Here is a 16,311-nt window from a genome sequence, read left to right as displayed (position 1 = left end):
CAGGCCGGCTCAGAATTCGGTGAAGTAGAGCGTCGCATTGGCGGTTCCGCCGCCAAAGACGCCGACCCAGATGTCGTACTGGCCGGAGCCGGACAGGGCGATCGCCGGGTCGAAACCATTCACATCGTCAGCGCAATACCAGGAACCGTCCGGTGCATTCACGACCAGTGTCGTGTCGGAACCGGATTCGGCGCCGATCGTGATCCGGCCGCCGCTCCATTGCAGGCGCACGTCGGGGGCGTTGGAAATCATGCCGGCGCAACCGACATTGCTGGCATTGACGCTGCCGCCGGCGACGATGCTGACGCCATAGGGATCAGGCGCAAAGCCGGCGCTCAGCGACGTCGTTCCGAAATTCGGGCTCAGGCTGTAATCCTGGGCCGCGGCGAGGCCGGCGAAGGCGGCTGCTGCGATGATTGCGGTGGCGGCGGTTTTGATGAACATGCGGTGCTCCTTGTCCGGGTCACGCCAGTTGTGCGCGCATCCAGCATGGCGCACGACGGGACCGGTAAAACAAATGATGGGATTGGAAACTAAGTCGCCAACCGGGGGAGCGTGACGCTGGCGAGCGCCGCTCCCCCGATCGGGTTCGCAGAGTTTTTAATCGTGCAGCTCGGAGATGTGCAGGGTCGAGGATGCCAGGTCGCTATTGGTGCCGTAGGTGCCGATCCAGATGTCGTACTGGCCGGACTCCGGGCTTCCCCAGGCCAGGGCCGGGTCGAGACCATTGGTGTCGTCATTGCAATACCAGGAGCCGTCCGGGCCGTTGACCACGAGCGTGGTGTCGGCGCTGGAGTAGGCGCTGATATAGAGCGGCAGCGAACCGGCCGAGAAGTTCAGGCGGAAGTCCGGCGCGTTGGCGATCATGCCGCGGCAGGAGGAGGACAGGTTGGACGCTTCGATCGTGCCGCCAGCGGTGATCGCGACGGTGTACGGATCCGGCGTGAAGCCCGAGTTCAGGTTCACGGTGCCGAAGGTCGGCTGGAGCGACCAGTCCTGGGCGGCAGCAAGACCGGCGAAGGAAGCGGCGGCGATGCCGGCGGCAAGAATGGTTTTAAAAGACATGTGAAATTCCCCTTTTTAAGACGCGAAGGCAGCACGCCTACCCGTATTGCGCGACACCCTTGTATAATCTGGATGAAAGGAAGATGAATGACCCGAATGGGTGATGTTCATCTTCGGGCCACCCCGCGCCATTGTGTGAAATGGCCAGTCCTGCCAAAAGACGGCGCATGAGCCAGCTTTACCTGATCACCCCGCCCCGCATCACTGCCGATTTCGTCACCACGCTGGAGAGCGCCCTGGAGGCCGGTCCGGTCTCGGCCCTGCAGATCCGCCTCAAGGATCATTCAGAGACCGAGCTGCTCGAACTGGCGCCCTCGCTGATCAAGGTGGCCCAGTCGCGCGGTGTGGCGGCCATCCTCAATGACAGTCCGGAACTGGCCGACCGGCTGGGCTGCGACGGTGTCCATATCGGTCAGTCCGATGGCCGGGTGAAGGATGCCCGCGCCATCATGGGCAAGGACCGCACCATTGGCGTTACCTGTCATGCCAGCCGTCACCTGGCCATGGTGGCCGGCGAAGCGGGCGCCGACTATGTTGCCTTCGGGGCGTTCTATCCGACACAGACCAAGCCCACCGACCATGTCGCAACGACCGATCTCCTGACCTGGTGGGTGGAACTGTTCGAACTGCCATGCGTCGCCATCGGCGGCATCACGCCTGACAATGGGGCACCGCTGGTCGAAGCGGGTGCCGACTTTCTCGCCGTGTGCGGCGGTGTCTGGCTGCATGCCGATGGACCGGCCGCCGCCGTGCAGGCCTTTGCGGCGCTGACCGGCGACGCCTGAGCTGGTCGTGCTGCGACTTGCCGCGCGCGCCGTGGGTCGATGCCGGGGGGCGAGTGGATTACAATTCACCCAGCTTGCGCAGCCCGGCCTTGACGGTGCCGCATTCGTCGCGCTCTAGGATAGGCATGATCAAGCGCCTGTATGCCCCCCTCATCGCCGCCCTGTCCGGTTTCTGGATTTTCCTTGCCGCAACTGTTCCTGCTGGTGCGCAGACTGTCTCCGAGCTGGAAGACGCGCCGCAGCCGGATGTGACCAGTGCGACGCTGGTCCCGATTTTCCCGCAGGATCTCATTCTGCTTCCCGAAGACGTGCAGAGCGCCGCCATCGAGGGACTGGCGGCCGATGCCGCCGAAATACCGGCCGGGGTCAGCGGCGCCGATGAAGCCTGGTATCGTGCCCAGGTCGCCTATGTTGGTGAGGATTGGGCTTCGGCCCGCAACTATGCCGAAACGGCCGCCGTGGGCGGGATCGTCGATGCTGCGTTGTTGTCGGGCATCATGGCCCGCAATGGTGCCGGTGGACCGGTCGATTTGTCGGCCGCCGCGCGCTGGTTCAATCGGGCGGCAGATCGTGACGATCCGGTCGCCCTTTACAATCTGGGTCAGCTGGCCCGCCTCGGCGACCCCTCGCTGGGGCTCGGACAGGCCGAGCCCTGGTTCGAGCGGTCGGCCCGGGCCGGTCATATCCCGGCCATGGTCGAGCATGCGATCAATCTGCGTGCTTCTCCCGTGCCACAGGATGCGATTACGGCGCGGGAGTGGGCCGGACGGGCGGCGCAGCAAGGCTCGGCCGAGGGCATGTATCAGCTCGCCCAATTGCTCGATGCCGGACAGGGCGGTCCCCGCGACGCGGCCGGGGCAAGGGTCTGGTATGAACGAGCCGCCAATGACCGCTTGGCCGAGGCCGCCTTTCAGGCCGGCATGATGTGGGCCGATGGGGAGGGCGGCGAGCAGGACGACGAAACCGCGCGCGAATGGCTGCGGATCGCCGCCGAAAGTGGCTATGCGCCGGCCCAGGGTCAGTACGGTCTGATGATGTATCAGGGCCGCGGCGGCGCCACCGACATTGAGATGGCGGCACACTGGTTCTCCCGTGGGGCCCGTGGCGGTGATGCCGAGAGCCAGTTTCTCTACGCCTTCACGCTGGCGCGCGGCGAAGGCGTCCCGCAGGATCTCGAAATGGCCTATCGCTGGACCCTTCTGGCCTCGATCGACCACCTGGGCGCGCCGGTCCATGACCGCGACCGGGAGCGTCTGGAGGCGGGGCTGGAAGGTGCCCTGTCGCCGGATGTGCGGCAGCGGATCCGGGCCGAGTTCGAGGCGCTGCGCTGAGCCGGAAAGGCCGCGCCGCTTGCCGTTCGCCATGCCCGCTGATAGGAGAGCGCCACTTTGCCGCGCGCGCGCGGCGGCGCGACAGGTCATCCGCTTGAGTGCGGCAACAGGTGAAGCATGAAAATCAACGGTAACGAAATCCGCCCCGGCAATGTGCTGATGCACCAGGACACGCTGTGGGTCGCGGTCAAGACGGACCACGTCAAGCCGGGCAAGGGCGGCGCCTTCGCCCAGGTCGAGCTGAAAAACCTGCTGGACGGTCGCAAGCTGAACGAGCGTTTCCGCGCTGCTGACAAGGTCGAAAAGGTCCGTCTCGAGCAGAAGGACTATACTTTCCTGTTCGCCAGCGATGACATGCTGACATTCATGGATGCCGAAACCTATGAGCAGATCGAGCTGCAGACCGATTTCGTCGGTGAGGAGCGCGCCTCCTATCTGACCGACGGCATGACGGTGGTGGTCGAGTCGCATGAAGAGCGTCCGATCGGCATCTCCCTGCCGCAGCACGTGACCCTTGAAGTGGCCGATACCGAGCCGGTGGTGAAGGGGCAGACCGCTGCCAATTCCTACAAGCCGGCCATCCTGTCCAATGGCGTGCGTTCCTCGGTGCCGCCCTTTGTCGGCGTCGGCGAAAAGATTATCGTCGCGACTGAAGATGGTTCCTACGTGAAGCGGGCGGACTGACACCATGGGTACGCTCTCTCCGCTCCTCACTGTCATGACCGATGTCGCTTCGCGCGCCGGCCGCTCGCTCAACCGCGATTTTCGCGACATCGAGCACCTGCAGGTTTCGCGCAAGGGACCGGCCGATTTCGTGTCGGTGGCTGACCACAAGGCCGAGGACATCATCTATGACCGTCTGAGCCAGGCCCGTCCGGGCTATGGCTTCCTGATGGAGGAGCGCGGCATTGTCGAGGGTAGCGACCGTTCGCACCGCTGGATCGTCGACCCGCTCGACGGCACGCTGAACTTCCTGCATGGCATGCCGCATTTTGCCGTCTCGATCGCGCTCGAGCGTGAGGGCGAGCTGGTTGCCGGCGTGGTCTATAATCCCGCCACCGACGAGATGTTCCACGCCGAGAAGGGCCGTGGTGCCTGGCTGGCCGACCGCCGCCTCCGCGTCGCCGAACGCAAGCATTTCGACGAGGCTGTGATTGCCACCGGCACGCCCTATATCGGCAAGCCCGGCCAGGCTCGCTTCCTCAAGGAACTGCACCAGATCATGCCGCATTGCGCCGGCATCCGCCGCATGGGCTCTGCCGCGCTCGACCTCGCCTGGGTCGCGGCCGGTCGCTATGACGGGTTCTGGGAACGCAATCTGAAATCCTGGGATATCGCCGCCGGCATCATGATCGTCCGCGAAGCCGGCGGTTTCGTCGCCGAGGCTGACGGTGCCGAGAACATGCTGGAAACCGGCAATATCGTCGCCGGCAACGAGCCGATGCTGGCCGAGGTGGTCGAGCGGTTGAAGAAGGCTGCGGCTTAGCAAATTCGGGGACAGGCAGGCTTTACGCGTGGCGTTGTCGCTAGAGGCAGCTCTCGCCCTGACGCATTAATTCTACCTGGCCCTATCTCCAGTCATAATATCGCGCGCGTTTCGGGGCATCTTTCCTGAGAGATATAGCCTAGCCTGCAATCAAGACGTGCCGTTTCGGGCGTCAACAAGGCAGGGGGGCTCGCCATGGGCCGGGCTATCGGGTTTGTATTCGGCATTGCCGTCTACGCGTTTTTCTTCGTTGTATTCCTCTATTCGATCGGGTTTGTCGGCAATCTTCTCGTGCCGAAAACCATTGATTCCGGCGCGGCCGGGCCGCTCGCGATGGCCATCATTGTCAATTTGGCACTGTTGAGCCTGTTCGCGGTCCAGCACAGCGTGATGGCGCGCCCGGCCTTCAAGCGGGCCTGGACCCGTCTCATTCCGGCCTATCTCGAGCGCACGATCTACGTCTTGCTGTCGTCCGTCGTGCTGGCCGTGATCTATGCCTTCTGGCAGCCCATGCCGACGGTTATCTGGTCGGTTCCGGACGGGCTGGCGACCTATAGCCTCCTGGCGCTGTTCTGGGCCGGCTGGCTGATCGTGCTGGTCTCGACTTTCCTGATCAGCCATTTCGATCTGTTCGGCCTGAGCCAGATCTTCGCCAATCTGCGCCAACGGCCCTTCAAGGGCGCGCCGTTCCGCAAGCATCTCTTCTATCGCCTGGTCCGCCATCCGATGATGACCGGCTTCATGATCGCCTTCTGGGCGGCTCCGGTGATGACGGTGGGGCATTTATTGTTCGCTGTCGTAACGACCGCCTACATGGTCATTGCGGTTTATCGCTTCGAGGAGAAGGACCTGATCGCCGAAATCGGCGATGAGTATCTGGAATACCGCAAGGAGGCGGGCGCCTTCCTCCCCAAGCTGCGTCGGCGGGAACCCGCCAGCCAGCCCGGGGAGTAGGCTTTCCGGAGGGGTCACGCCGCCAGACGTTCGATCGCCTCGCTTGCGGCGGCCAGTTTTTCATCTGCACCGGCACCGAGCTGGTCGGCGGCGATGATGTCCACGTCGTGGATGCCGATAAACCCGAGCACATGCTTGAGATAGGGCGTCGCGAAGTCGATCTCGCTGCCGGACTGGGTACCGCCCGAGGCGAGCACGATAATGGCGCGCTTGCCTGTCAGCAGGCCGACCGGACCGTTTTCGGTGTATTTGAAGGTCACGCCGGCGCGGGCGATCAGATCGATCCAGGCTTTCAGCGCCGCCGGAACCGCGAAATTATAGATCGGTGTTGCAATCACCAGCGTATCGGCGGCCTGCAGTTCGGCGACCAGGGCGTCCGAGCGGGCCAGGGTGGCACGCTGGTCGTCATTGCGGGCGTCGGCCGGGGTGAAATTGGCGCCGATCCAGCTCTCGTCGATGAAGGCGGGCGCATTGTCGGCGAGGTCGCGACGGGTGAGCGTCGCATTCGGCTGGCTGGCGGTCAGGCGCCCGGTCAGGGCGTCGGCCAGTTGGCGGGTCACCGAGCCTTCGCGGCGCATGCTGGCATCGACACGCAGGATGTGGCGGGGGGCGGGTTGGGTCATGACGATCTCCATCATCGGGCTATGGGGCGCTGTGGCCCTGCAACTGTTGGGGAGAATGTGGCTATGGCGGTGCGCGGGAATAACCAGCAAATTGGCGACTTATTGTTTCCGTATTGGAGATAAACCGCGGCCCACCCCGTCAGGTTTTTGGCGTGCAGACGCGATTAGTTCGCGCGCCCCCTTTGACCTCGCCTCCAAATTGTCCCAATCGGAAGGGTAGGAAAGACGGTGGCTTTAACGAGGGGTCCGTATGCCCGTTCTCAACTCCGATCGTGACGTGTCCGAGGCTCCGAGTGTGAGTTTCACCGGTCCGTGGCGCTACATCATCTGGATGGCGCTGTTCACGGCCGTGGTGGCGGCGCTGGGCATCTTCCTGATCGAACCGCTGGAAACAGCCTTCCGGGCCAATCCGGCGATCAATGGGCTCATCCTCACAGTCCTGGTGATCGGTGTGCTCTACACTTACGCCCAGGCGCTGGGGATCGGCCCGGCCGCCCGCTGGCTGGTCCGCTTCCGTTCGGCGGAAGATCGCGCCTCCCTGCCCAGGCCGCCCGCCCTGATCGCGCCAATGGCCTCGATGATCTCGTCCGCCGATGGCCGCGTCTCGCTGTCGGCCGGCTCGGTCCGCACCGTGCTCGACTCGGTTGGCGCGCGGATGTCCGAGGCGGGCGCCTTCACGCGTTACTTTGGCCGCCTGCTGATCTTCCTCGGCCTGCTCGGCACCTTTTGGGGTCTGCTCGATGTCGTGGGTGCTGTCGGCTCCGCTGTCAGTGCCGTCACCGAAAGCTCGACCGGCGGTGAAGCCGATGTGATGCGGTTGATGTCGGCCATTGAAGAGCCGATCCAGGGTATGGGCACTGCCTTTGCCTCCTCGCTCTTCGGACTGGCCGGGTCACTCGTGATCGGCTTTCTCGACCTGCAGGCCAGCCGGGCGCAGAACCGTTTCTACAACGAGATCGAGGAATGGCTGTCCTCGATCTCGCGCCTTGCCGCAGCCGGTCCCACGACTGGCGATGATGGCGAGGTTTCGACCGCCTATGTCGGTGCCCTGCTGCAGCAGACCGCCGAGACGCTGGATCGGCTCTCGCACACGCTGGAACGCAATTCGCGGCAGATGGACACTACGCTGCAGCGCTTCGCCGAGGACAGCCGGGCGACCCAGGAAGAAGCCATGCGCGCCCTGCGCGACGATATCCGGGTGCTGATCCGGGCCCTGCAATCGCGGGAGCGGGGAGGGGAATAGGCCATGGCCTCGCCGCGTTTCGCGCGTTTCCAGGAAGCCGATAATGGCGATCACTGGCCGGGCTTTGTCGATGCCCTGGCCACGCTGCTGCTGGTCATCGTCTTCCTGCTGTCGATCTTCGTCGCCGGGCAGTTCGCCCTGTCGCGCGCGCTCACCGGACGTGACGAGCAACTCGCCGCGCTCAATGCCCAGCTGGCCCAGCTGGCCGATGAGCTCGCCCTGACCCAGGCGGAAAATACCGAGCTCGAACTGCGCGTCTCCGGTCTCGAGACCGAGCGCGACGCCCTGTCCGATGCACTGGCCATGGCCGGCACGCAGACTGCCGCCCTGCAGGCCGAGCTCGATGTTGAGCGTGAACTTTCCGAGGAGAGCCAGCGCGCCCTGATGATGCTCAACCTGCAGATCCAGGCCCTGCGTGACCAGATCGCGACCCTCAATGCCGCCCTGGACGCTGCCGAGCTGCGCGCCCAGGAAGCCGAGGCCCAGGTCATCAATCTCGGCGAACGCCTCAATGCGGCCCTCGCCGAGCGCGCCGCCGAGCTGGCCGTCTACCGCTCCGACTTCTTTGGCCGCCTGCGCGCCATCCTCGGAAACCGCACCGGTGTACGCATTGTCGGCGATCGTTTCGTGTTCGAAACGGATGTCCTCTTTCCGTCCGGATCGGCTGCCCTGTCAAACGAGGGCCGCGAAAGCCTGCGGCCGATCGCCGATGCGATCATCCAGCTGACCGACGAAATCCCCTCCGACCTGGAATGGGTGATCCGTATTGATGGCCACACCGACCCGGTCCCGATCCGCACCACCTACCCCTCCAACTGGCACCTCTCCGCCGCCCGCGCCATCTCGGTGGTCAACTGGATGGAAGATCTCGGTGTCCCCTCCAACCGCCTGGTAGCGGCCGGTTTCGGCGAACACTATCCGATGGTTGAGGGACGCAGCGCGGAGGCAAATGCGCGGAACAGGCGGATCGAATTGAAGCTGACTGCGAGGTAGATCCAGGTTTAGGTCCTTCCCCTTGATGGGAAGGTGGGCCGACGCGAAGCGGCGGGCCGGAAGGGGTGAGACGCGCAGCGTTCCGTCACCGACCACCCGTCACCCACTCCGTCTTGCCGCCAAGGCGGCAATCCACCTCGCCCATCAAGGGCGAGGGCCTGAGGCAGCCTGCATCGTGACCTGTAAGGTGGATCCATTCGCGCAACGCGTGGAGTGATCCATAATTCTTTTGTCAGCCAGCGGGCCGTATCCGGATCTTCAGGTCAAGGGCGGCGCAGCCGCCGCTTCGCGGGTTTCCCCTTGAGCTGAAGATCCGGATACGGCGAACTCCCGGCAAGTGATTTATGGCGGGGTGTGCGCCCGGGCGCACTCTTTGACGGGAGGGCGCTCTTCCCTTTTCCCTTCCCCATTTCATGGGGAAGGGGGCCGATGCGCAGCGTCGGGTCGATGGGGCCGAGCGTCGTGAGGGGCGCCGTTCGCTGCCTTAGGCGTTATTGCTTTGTCCCGCCGCACTCAATAGCCCTGAAACAGGAAGTCGAGTGCGCTAACAATGTCGTCGCGATGGCGGGCTTCCACGTTTGCGACGGGTGCTTGGAGGGCTCTGGCGGACATCACGCCCAGGGCGGCGGTTGCCAGGACATGCCGTTGTCCGTCAACGGTGATGATTGGTTCAAGCCGCGCCAGTATCGGACGCTCGAGGCGAGTGACCATGATCAAAGGAACAACGATCCGGCTTGGCAGGTCGTTGAGCATGTCTGCCTGGACATCGACAACCAGTGAGACGCTGTCGCCCGTGACCGGGTGGACATCGAAGCGGGCCACTCAATCGTCCGCCGGTTGCGCCCACCAGGGTGGCGGTAGCAGCGGCCCTTCGCGTTCATAGTGCTCGTTGTAGGCCTTGATCCCCTCGCGATTCTCTTCCAGCCAGCGGCGGCCCTTTTCCTCGCGGATGGCGGCCTCGATGCCGGCTTCGGCGGCACGGGAAGTGTTGAGGCCGAGCGCCTTGGCCTCGGCCATGACATCCTCGCGGACGGTGAGGTTGGTGCGCTTGCGGCGCTCGGCTGATGGGTATTTGCGGTCGGTCATGTCGGCGCTCCGATGTATGTATAAACATACACACCCAGGTATCATCCCCAAGTCACGAATTGTGAGTCGGGCGCGTGACTCCAGAGCCCGCTTGCCTTGGCGGTGATCATCGGGTACTAGCCCCGCTCCTGAGTTTATAAGCTGCGTGCGGGGCAACGTAATCCCGTGGCGCGGCGGACAAGAGAGAGCCGGACCGATGAAAAAGGACCTTCATCCCGATTATCACGTCATCAATGTCGTGATGACCAACGGGACCACCTTCCAGACCAAATCCACCTGGGGCAAGGAAGGCGATACGATCAATCTCGACATCGATCCGACGTCGCACCCGGCCTGGACCGGCGGCAACCAGCACCTGCTGGACCGTGGCGGCCGCGTTTCGCGTTTCAAGGACAAGTTCAAGGGCTTCGCGTAAGCCTGACAATGACGGGCTCTTCGGAGCTAAACAAACAGAGAGCGCGGTACCTTCGGGTGCCGCGCTTTTTTGTGCCTGCAGGCCCGGCCGTCAAATAGATAATCTGTAGGAAATCTTACTACTATAATATTATAAGCCTCTGTTTTCACCCAAGTTTTTAGAGATTTTCAGATATCGTTAACTAACGCGGCACAATCTCTTTCCAAATTCACTTAAGGGGATAGGCGTTGGCTAGCAAAGCAATGGACGGTCGCCTGCAAGAATTTGGCGTTGGTGAGGTCACGCGCGAGAGCTTGCGCTCCATGCAGGCCGAGTTGCCTCCGGTTCTCGAAGAGGCGCTGGAAGTATTCTACAACACCCTGTCCCGGGCTCCGGAAGTGGATGTGTTGTTTCGCAATGATGACCACCGCGCGCATGCGAAGCGACACCAGATCAAGCACTGGCAGCGCATCCTGTCGGGCGAATATGACACCGCATACTTCGATAATGTGCGGCGCATTGGCGAGGTCCATTTCGAGATTGGTCTGGAGCCTCGCTATTATGTGGCCGGCTATGCCGGTATCGCCTCCTCCCTGGTGCGAGGCGTGATCCAGTCCGGCCAACGGAACCGGGTATCACGAACCAAGCAGTTTGAGGCCACGGCAGCCAAGGTCGATGCGCTCATTAGAGCGGTCTTCCTGGACATGGAGCTTGCCCTGTCGACCTATCTGGAAGCGGGCGATATCCGGGCCAGCAAGGCGAGGCAAGAAATCGCTGACGGGCTGGAAGCGAGTGTTGCCGAAATTCTCGAGAATCTTGAAGGGACATCGGACCGACTTGACGTCGTCTCTGGCAACGTAGCTGAATCGGTCGATCACACACTGGAAGATGCGACACTGACAGCAAGGGAGGCCGATTCGGCCTTGAAGAATGTGCAGACGGTCGTGGCTGCGGCCGAGCAGATGCGCGGCGCGGTCGATGAGATATCGGGCCAAGTGAATCAGACAAGCCTGCGGGCCCGCTCGGCTGTTGACCAGGTCGGTGTGGCCAGCGCCGACATGGAGAACCTTTCCGAGGCTGCCCGGGAAATCGGAACAATTGTGGGGCTGATCCAGGAGATCGCGGAGCAGACGAATCTCCTCGCGCTCAATGCAACTATTGAAGCCGCTCGCGCGGGTGAGGCCGGTGCCGGGTTCGCGGTCGTGGCCGGCGAGGTGAAATCCCTCGCGCACCAGACTGCAAAGGCTACCGAACGTATAAGCCAGCAGATCAGCGCGGTTCAGGACGGCGCCCGGACGGCGGGTGATGCCATTTCGGGCATGCGGGATACCATAAGAGCGGTTGACGAAGCGTCAGTCAGCATCAATGCGACGATCGAGGAACAATCAAGCGCAATCCGTGAGATCGTCCGCAGCGCCAATGAGGCGACCAAGGGCAATAGTGCCGGGGTAGATGCTACCGCCCGCCTTGAAATCAGCGTGCGCCAGTGCTCGGAAGTCTCATCGGACGTCACTTCCGAGGCCAGTGCCGTCCGGCGCGACGTGACGCGCTTGCGAGAACAGGTCGATGGCTTTCTGGCTGCGACCCGGTCGGGCGCAGCTGACTGATGCTGTTATCCCGTTTGACTTTCTTCAGTCGCCGGGCCTGGAAGGTCGGGGCGGATCCGGCAGCCAGGAGAGTGCTGGAGGATATTCTCGCGGCTGGCCGGCGCAATAATCCGGCGCGCGGCATCACAGGCGTTCTGGTCGTCGACGATGACATGTTCATTCAGGTACTCGAGGGCCCTCGAGCGCGGATTACCGAGACCTTTTTGCGCATTGCCAGTGATCCACGTCACTGTGATCTGGTGCTGGCTGGGATGGCTGAGATCGATGAGCGGCGGTTCGATACCTGGCAGGTTTATGTCCGCCGACTGCCGGGAGATATCCGCTGGCAGCCCTGGTTTCGATCACCGGAAGTTGTCACCAGTGCGGGCTTTCTGGAACAAATATGCAGCGCGATGCGATCCGGCGATGTATTGCAGCCCGTATGAGGGAAATATAGTAAAATAACGCTGGAGTTCGTGGTATCCGACGGGCAGAAAGTATCGCAGAGGCCATAATTTAAGTAAGAATATTATTGATGAGTTGGGTCAACAAAATCAAGGAACTGCGGCACTTCGAAGATATCAAGCAGGATGCCCTGGCCCTGCAGCTCGGCGTTAGCCAAGCCAGTGTCAGTCAGTGGGAGCGCGGCGTTTCTGAGCCGCCACCGAACATACAGTCAAAGCTCCTCAAGAGGCTCGCGAAGACGCCGGCCGCACGTTTTATCGAGGCATTGCGGGTGAGTGTACGCACCAGTCCGAATGTCGCCGGGCTGCTTGTCGATCGCGACGAAGGTGTGGTGTTTGATCTGATCAGCGACAGTGCAGCAGAGCTGACCGAATTCCTGGGCCATGACGATGTCGGTAAACCTATCCATGGCCTGTTCGGCCCCGACGTGGATGCTCAGCTCGGCCGTCTGGTTGAAGCGGGACTGTTCGAGGGGCGCGTTGAATCCGCCTCGGGCGTCACGCTGCTTCACCGCCATGGGAAGATCAGACCGGTCGAGCTCAGCTTGACGAGTTTTCGGGTCCCGCACAGTGAAGTAATCGTGCGGTTGGAAGTCCGCATCCCGACCCCGACAGACCAGGATCCGTCTGAACACACTTCATCGCTGAAAATCGTTCGTGACAAGCTGTTCAGCCTGAAAGACCTAGGCTAGCGCTGGCCGAAGGCGCCGCGCAGCATGGCCATCTGGTCGGCGACCGGATTGGCTTCCGCTTCGATCACCCCGTCGACATAGAGATTGTCGTCAATGCGCTTGAGGCGGGCATAGAGCGAGCGCGACCGACGCACGAGGTCACCCAGCACGGCTGGCGGGGTTTCGCCGTCCGGCCACAGGTTTTCATCCGGACGGTCTGCGGTGAGCCGGTATTTCCCATCCGTTGCCGCCTCGGCAGACATCTCGCCTTCGGCGACGGCCCGCTGGGCCAGCAGCCAGGAGGCAGCCTGCATCAGGCGGGTAGTCAGCTTCATGCTCTCGGTCGCGTAGGACAGCGCCCCGGCGCGATCCAGAGACTTGGAATCATCGCGACCCGGCCCGTCCAGATAGCTGGCCGTCTCTTCCACCATGTCCATGCCTTCGCGAAACAGCTTCTGGAACATTTCCGAAGCGGCGAAGTCCTGGGCCCGGGCGGCTGGCGCGCCGCCGGCAGGGAAGAGGGTCGGTGTCTGACTATCGGTCATTGCGGGTCCATTTGTACGTCGGTCACGATTGATGGGCGAATCGTAGCAAGGCTTGGGCCACACAGTGCCCAAAGAGTTTGATCAAAACTTAAACACCGCGTCGGCCGCATTCAAACCGGCCTTCTTTTTGTCAGTGATCTCGTCGATCCGTGCGATTTCGGCCTCCAGCACGGTGCGCCGTTCGGCCAGATCGTCCAGCGACAGGGCGCTCAAATCCTCGCCGGGAATGATGCCTTGTTTGGCGCGCTGGCTTGCGATGCTTTCCTCGTCGTGAAACATGGTCTGGCCTCCACATGAGCTTTGTGCAGGCAGATAATAGCGCGATGGAGGCCAAAGTCCCATGACCGAGACTGAGATGAAGCCCGAACTGAACCGTATCGTGATCGCGCGCGAGCCCGGCGGGCCTGACGTGCTGGACGTTGTCGCCCGCCCCATACCGTCGCCCGCTGCCGGTGAAATCCTGATCCGAAACACGGCCTGCGGGGTCAACCGGCCCGACCAGATCGAACGCTTGGGCTTCTATCCTGCTCCGCCCGGTGCACCGGAGGGGCTGGGTCTGGAAGTTGCCGGCCATGTCGAGGCGCTGGGTGAGGGTGTGACCGGGTACAAGGCGGGTGATCCGGTCTGTGCCCTGGTCGCAGGCGGCGGCTATGCGGCGTACTCCTTGGCACCGGCCGGGTCGGTCCTGCCGGTACCCGAAGGTGTCCCGGTGGAAGATGCGGCCGGCCTGCCGGAAACGGTCTTCACGGTCTGGACCAATGTGTTCGAGATTGGCGCCTTGTCGCGAGACGAAACACTCCTGGTCCATGGCGGCACAAGCGGAATCGGCTCGACCGCGATCCAGCTGGCCAAGGCGGCGGGGGCGCGGGTGATCGCGACAGCCGGGACGCCGGAGAAGGTCGCGCAATGCCGTCAGCTTGGCGCCGATATCGCCATCAATTACCGCGACACCGATTTCGAGACCGTGGTGACAGAAGCGGGCGGGGCCGATGTCATTCTCGACATGGTTGGCGGCGGCTATGTCCAGAAGAACATCAATTGCGCCCGGGTCGGCGCGCGGATCGCCTCGATCGCCTTTCTGGCCGGCAGCCGGGTCGAGGTCGATCTGATGCGGGTCATGCTCAAGCGGATCACCCTGACCGGTTCGACCCTTAGGGCCCGTCCGGTCGAGGAAAAGGCGCGACTGGCCCAGGCCGTCCGCCAGACGGTGTGGCCCTGGATCGCCGACGGGAAGATGCGGCCGCTCATCGACAGCCGCTTTGACCTCGACGATGCACGCTCCGCACACGAACGGCTCGATTCCGGCGAGCATGCTGGAAAAATACTTCTGCTTTGCTGAATTGTGCAGGCGGCCCGGCTTTGCAGCGGCCCCGGTCTGCGTTATAAATGCATCAAATCGCTGGATGGTGCAGACCTGCCTCCAGCGTCGGAAGCCCAAGCCCGGCCGCCGCGTCGGGCTTTTCTTGTTTTTGTGCCCTTAAAATTTTTCCCTTGGGAGCTGAGATCATGACCGAGATCCTGATGCCGAAAGCGACGGCCGTCTGGCTCGTCGACAACACCTCGCTGACCTTCGACCAGATCGCCGATTTCTGCGGCCTGCATCCGCTCGAAGTGAAGGGCATTGCTGATGGCGACGTTGCCGTCGGTGTCCGCGGCGCCGACCCGATTTCCAACGGTCAGCTGACGCGTGAAGAGATCGAGAAAGCCGAGAACAGCGACAAATACCGGATGACGGTTGTGAAGCCGAAATATTCCGAGCTGCACCAGCCGGCCAAACGACGTGGCCCGCGCTACACGCCGCTGTCGCGTCGCCAGAACCGTCCGGACGCGATAGCATGGCTGGTCCGTAATCACCCGGAACTGGCCGATGCCCAGATCTCCAAGCTGATCGGCACGACCAAGACCACGATCCAGGCCGTGCGCGAGCGCAGCCACTGGAACTCCTCCAACATCAAGCCGACCGACCCGGTTTCATTGGGCCTGTGCACGCAGATCGATCTCGACGAGCAGGTCAAGAAGGCTTCGGCCCGTCGCCGCAAACTCGAGGAAGAAAATCCCGAGCTGCTGACTGACACGCTGAAAGCCCAGGAAGACCTGCACCAGTCGGAAGAAAAGCCGGCCGAGGAAGCGGAAATCGACCTGGAAACCTTGTTTGGGGGTCCCAAGGCCGAATAGGCCGGGCTATTCCCAATAGAGACAAAAGGCCTGGAACCGGCGGTTTCCAGGCCTTTTTTGTGTCCGGCCGGTCGGGCCCCGGGGCGTCTAGCCGCCTTTTGGCACCGTGTAGTTCATCGCCATGCGGCCCCCATCGGCATAGATGGTCGTGCCGGTGATGTAGCTGGCATCCCTTGACGCCAGGAAAGACGCCACCGAGGCCACCTCATCCGGGTCACCGATCCGCTGCAGCGGCGTGCGCGACATGATCTTGTCCATCGCTTCGGGATTGTCGTTTACCGCCTTGAGCACATCGGTATTGATGCTGCCCGGACCGATGGCGTTGACCCGAATGCCGTATTTGGCCAGCGACAGGGCCATCGACTTGGTCATCTGGTTCATCGCACCCTTGGTGGCGCAATAGGCGAGCTGGTCGGGGATCGCCATGACGCCATTGACCGAGGACATGTTGATGATGGCGTAGCGACGGCGCACATCTTCAGCCCGCTCGCCGTCTTCCTCGATCTGGTCGACCATCTGCCGGGCGGCCTCGCGGGCGACCAGGAAGGCGCCGCGCAAATTGACGCCGATCACCTTGTCGAAATCCGATTCCGACAGGGTCAGTATGTCACCGCCGGCAACAATGCCGGCATTGTTGACCAGCACATCCAGGCGTTCGAAGGTCGAGCGGGTTTCGGACAGGAGATTGTTGACCGCAAGGCGGTCAGCGACATTGCACGACACAAACAGGGCCTTGCCCTTGTCGCCCCCAAGCTCCTCGGCCAGCGCCTGGCCGGCCGAAACGTCCACATCCGCGATCACGACATGGCAGCCATCTTCGGACAGGCGACGGGCACAGGCCTTGCCGATGCCATTGGCACCACCGGTGATGATTGCGACACGGTCACCCATATTCAGTCCTCACAGCCAA

Annotated in this window: 21 protein-coding genes; 13 read left to right on the top strand and 8 right to left on the bottom strand. The window is 62.7% G+C overall.

Annotation, left to right across the window (positions count from 1 at the left end):
* Positions 1-9 precede the first annotated feature (9 nt).
* On the bottom strand, positions 10-444 hold the full coding sequence (locus MMAR10_RS13390) for a hypothetical protein (protein ID WP_011644523.1): 435 nt from the start codon (positions 442-444) through the stop codon (positions 10-12).
* A gap of 156 nt (positions 445-600) precedes the next feature.
* Positions 601-1,065 carry a hypothetical protein gene (locus MMAR10_RS13385; protein WP_011644522.1) on the bottom strand — a complete coding sequence of 155 codons (465 nt, stop codon included), beginning with the start codon at positions 1,063-1,065 and terminating at the stop codon, positions 601-603.
* A 167-nt stretch (positions 1,066-1,232) separates the two neighbouring features.
* On the opposite strand from MMAR10_RS13385, the gene thiE reads away from it, so the two are divergent.
* The 5 genes from thiE (at position 1,233) to mddA (ending at position 5,621) form a co-directional block, all read left to right on the top strand.
* The gene (gene thiE / locus MMAR10_RS13380; protein WP_150099786.1) at positions 1,233-1,850 is read left to right on the top strand and encodes a thiamine phosphate synthase; all 618 of its coding nucleotides are present in this window, start codon (positions 1,233-1,235) and stop codon (positions 1,848-1,850) included.
* Positions 1,851-1,975: 125 nt separating this feature from the next.
* Positions 1,976-3,181 (top strand): tetratricopeptide repeat protein, encoded by a 1,206-nt coding sequence (locus MMAR10_RS13375; protein WP_011644520.1) that lies wholly within the window; start codon positions 1,976-1,978, stop codon positions 3,179-3,181.
* A 117-nt stretch (positions 3,182-3,298) separates the two neighbouring features.
* Positions 3,299-3,865 carry an elongation factor P gene (efp, locus tag MMAR10_RS13370; RefSeq protein ID WP_011644519.1) on the top strand — a complete coding sequence of 189 codons (567 nt, stop codon included), beginning with the start codon at positions 3,299-3,301 and terminating at the stop codon, positions 3,863-3,865.
* Between the two features lie 4 nt (positions 3,866-3,869).
* Positions 3,870-4,667, top strand: a complete 798-nt coding sequence (locus MMAR10_RS13365) for an inositol monophosphatase family protein (RefSeq protein WP_011644518.1) — start codon at positions 3,870-3,872, stop codon at positions 4,665-4,667.
* 195 nt (positions 4,668-4,862) lie between these two features.
* Positions 4,863-5,621, top strand: a complete 759-nt coding sequence (mddA, locus tag MMAR10_RS13360; RefSeq protein ID WP_011644517.1) for a methanethiol S-methyltransferase — start codon at positions 4,863-4,865, stop codon at positions 5,619-5,621.
* A gap of 14 nt (positions 5,622-5,635) precedes the next feature.
* Here mddA and MMAR10_RS13355 read toward each other — a convergent pair whose 3' ends face one another.
* Positions 5,636-6,244 carry an FMN-dependent NADH-azoreductase gene (locus MMAR10_RS13355; RefSeq protein ID WP_011644516.1) on the bottom strand — a complete coding sequence of 203 codons (609 nt, stop codon included), beginning with the start codon at positions 6,242-6,244 and terminating at the stop codon, positions 5,636-5,638.
* Positions 6,245-6,494: 250 nt separating this feature from the next.
* On the opposite strand from MMAR10_RS13355, the gene MMAR10_RS13350 reads away from it, so the two are divergent.
* Positions 6,495-7,487, top strand: coding sequence for a hypothetical protein (locus tag MMAR10_RS13350; protein WP_011644515.1), 993 nt, complete (start codon positions 6,495-6,497; stop codon positions 7,485-7,487).
* Positions 7,488-7,490: 3 nt separating this feature from the next.
* Positions 7,491-8,480, top strand: coding sequence for a peptidoglycan -binding protein (locus MMAR10_RS13345; RefSeq protein WP_011644514.1), 990 nt, complete (start codon positions 7,491-7,493; stop codon positions 8,478-8,480).
* Between the two features lie 513 nt (positions 8,481-8,993).
* Here MMAR10_RS13345 and MMAR10_RS13340 read toward each other — a convergent pair.
* Entirely contained in the window at positions 8,994-9,302 is a 309-nt protein-coding gene (locus tag MMAR10_RS13340; protein ID WP_011644513.1) for a CcdB family protein, read from the bottom strand.
* Positions 9,303-9,566: a type II toxin-antitoxin system CcdA family antitoxin gene (locus MMAR10_RS13335; protein WP_011644512.1), complete on the bottom strand. Its 264-nt coding sequence runs from the start codon at positions 9,564-9,566 to the stop codon at positions 9,303-9,305.
* Positions 9,567-9,762: 196 nt separating this feature from the next.
* On the opposite strand from MMAR10_RS13335, the gene rpmE reads away from it, so the two are divergent.
* From rpmE to MMAR10_RS16455, 4 genes are all read left to right on the top strand, one after another.
* A complete protein-coding gene (rpmE, locus tag MMAR10_RS13330; protein ID WP_011644511.1) occupies positions 9,763-9,981 on the top strand; it encodes a 50S ribosomal protein L31 in 219 nt (72 codons plus the stop codon).
* Between the two features lie 227 nt (positions 9,982-10,208).
* Complete coding sequence (locus MMAR10_RS13325; protein WP_150099785.1) at positions 10,209-11,567, top strand: globin-coupled sensor protein; 1,359 nt, start codon at positions 10,209-10,211, stop codon at positions 11,565-11,567.
* Complete coding sequence (locus MMAR10_RS13320; protein ID WP_011644509.1) at positions 11,567-11,992, top strand: BLUF domain-containing protein; 426 nt, start codon at positions 11,567-11,569, stop codon at positions 11,990-11,992. The genes MMAR10_RS13325 and MMAR10_RS13320 overlap by 1 nt, the downstream gene beginning before the upstream one ends.
* Positions 11,993-12,081: 89 nt before the next feature.
* Positions 12,082-12,702: a helix-turn-helix domain-containing protein gene (locus tag MMAR10_RS16455; protein WP_011644508.1), complete on the top strand. Its 621-nt coding sequence runs from the start codon at positions 12,082-12,084 to the stop codon at positions 12,700-12,702.
* On the opposite strand, the gene MMAR10_RS13310 is transcribed toward MMAR10_RS16455, so the two are convergent.
* Positions 12,699-13,226: a DUF1465 family protein gene (locus MMAR10_RS13310; protein ID WP_011644507.1), complete on the bottom strand. Its 528-nt coding sequence runs from the start codon at positions 13,224-13,226 to the stop codon at positions 12,699-12,701. The genes MMAR10_RS16455 and MMAR10_RS13310 overlap by 4 nt on opposite strands.
* Positions 13,227-13,307: 81 nt before the next feature.
* Entirely contained in the window at positions 13,308-13,505 is a 198-nt protein-coding gene (locus MMAR10_RS16960; RefSeq protein WP_011644506.1) for a DUF1192 domain-containing protein, read from the bottom strand.
* Positions 13,506-13,566: 61 nt separating this feature from the next.
* Between MMAR10_RS16960 and MMAR10_RS13300 the strand changes: the two genes are divergently transcribed.
* Entirely contained in the window at positions 13,567-14,565 is a 999-nt protein-coding gene (locus tag MMAR10_RS13300; RefSeq protein WP_011644505.1) for an NAD(P)H-quinone oxidoreductase, read from the top strand.
* 167 nt (positions 14,566-14,732) lie between these two features.
* Positions 14,733-15,401: a DUF1013 domain-containing protein gene (locus MMAR10_RS13295; RefSeq protein WP_011644504.1), complete on the top strand. Its 669-nt coding sequence runs from the start codon at positions 14,733-14,735 to the stop codon at positions 15,399-15,401.
* An 87-nt stretch (positions 15,402-15,488) separates the two neighbouring features.
* Here MMAR10_RS13295 and MMAR10_RS13290 read toward each other — a convergent pair whose 3' ends face one another.
* Positions 15,489-16,292, bottom strand: coding sequence for an SDR family NAD(P)-dependent oxidoreductase (locus MMAR10_RS13290; protein ID WP_011644503.1), 804 nt, complete (start codon positions 16,290-16,292; stop codon positions 15,489-15,491).
* Positions 16,293-16,311 lie beyond the last annotated feature (19 nt).

Origin of the sequence: Maricaulis maris MCS10, assembly GCF_000014745.1 — a bacterium.
GTDB lineage: Bacteria > Pseudomonadota > Alphaproteobacteria > Caulobacterales > Maricaulaceae > Maricaulis > Maricaulis maris_A.
The sequence above is the reverse complement of the archived record's forward strand: the minus strand, read 5'-3'. Positions and strand labels throughout refer to the sequence as shown.

Bases quoted from the DNA above. Each gene is read 5' to 3' on its own strand.
- MMAR10_RS13390 (WP_011644523.1), bottom strand. From the start codon at position 444: ATGTTCATCAAAACCGCCGCCACCGCAATCATCGCAGCAGCCGCCTTC.
- MMAR10_RS13385 (WP_011644522.1), bottom strand. From the start codon at position 1,065: ATGTCTTTTAAAACCATTCTTGCCGCCGGCATCGCCGCCGCTTCCTTC.
- thiE (WP_150099786.1), top strand. From the start codon at position 1,233: ATGAGCCAGCTTTACCTGATCACCCCGCCCCGCATCACTGCCGATTTC.
- MMAR10_RS13375 (WP_011644520.1), top strand. From the start codon at position 1,976: ATGATCAAGCGCCTGTATGCCCCCCTCATCGCCGCCCTGTCCGGTTTC.
- efp (WP_011644519.1), top strand. From the start codon at position 3,299: ATGAAAATCAACGGTAACGAAATCCGCCCCGGCAATGTGCTGATGCAC.
- MMAR10_RS13365 (WP_011644518.1), top strand. From the start codon at position 3,870: ATGGGTACGCTCTCTCCGCTCCTCACTGTCATGACCGATGTCGCTTCG.
- mddA (WP_011644517.1), top strand. From the start codon at position 4,863: ATGGGCCGGGCTATCGGGTTTGTATTCGGCATTGCCGTCTACGCGTTT.
- MMAR10_RS13355 (WP_011644516.1), bottom strand. From the start codon at position 6,244: ATGACCCAACCCGCCCCCCGCCACATCCTGCGTGTCGATGCCAGCATG.
- MMAR10_RS13350 (WP_011644515.1), top strand. From the start codon at position 6,495: ATGCCCGTTCTCAACTCCGATCGTGACGTGTCCGAGGCTCCGAGTGTG.
- MMAR10_RS13345 (WP_011644514.1), top strand. From the start codon at position 7,491: ATGGCCTCGCCGCGTTTCGCGCGTTTCCAGGAAGCCGATAATGGCGAT.
- MMAR10_RS13335 (WP_011644512.1), bottom strand. From the start codon at position 9,566: ATGACCGACCGCAAATACCCATCAGCCGAGCGCCGCAAGCGCACCAAC.
- rpmE (WP_011644511.1), top strand. From the start codon at position 9,763: ATGAAAAAGGACCTTCATCCCGATTATCACGTCATCAATGTCGTGATG.
- MMAR10_RS13320 (WP_011644509.1), top strand. From the start codon at position 11,567: ATGCTGTTATCCCGTTTGACTTTCTTCAGTCGCCGGGCCTGGAAGGTC.
- MMAR10_RS16455 (WP_011644508.1), top strand. From the start codon at position 12,082: ATGAGTTGGGTCAACAAAATCAAGGAACTGCGGCACTTCGAAGATATC.
- MMAR10_RS13310 (WP_011644507.1), bottom strand. From the start codon at position 13,226: ATGACCGATAGTCAGACACCGACCCTCTTCCCTGCCGGCGGCGCGCCA.
- MMAR10_RS16960 (WP_011644506.1), bottom strand. From the start codon at position 13,505: ATGTTTCACGACGAGGAAAGCATCGCAAGCCAGCGCGCCAAACAAGGC.
- MMAR10_RS13300 (WP_011644505.1), top strand. From the start codon at position 13,567: ATGACCGAGACTGAGATGAAGCCCGAACTGAACCGTATCGTGATCGCG.
- MMAR10_RS13295 (WP_011644504.1), top strand. From the start codon at position 14,733: ATGACCGAGATCCTGATGCCGAAAGCGACGGCCGTCTGGCTCGTCGAC.
- MMAR10_RS13290 (WP_011644503.1), bottom strand. From the start codon at position 16,292: ATGGGTGACCGTGTCGCAATCATCACCGGTGGTGCCAATGGCATCGGC.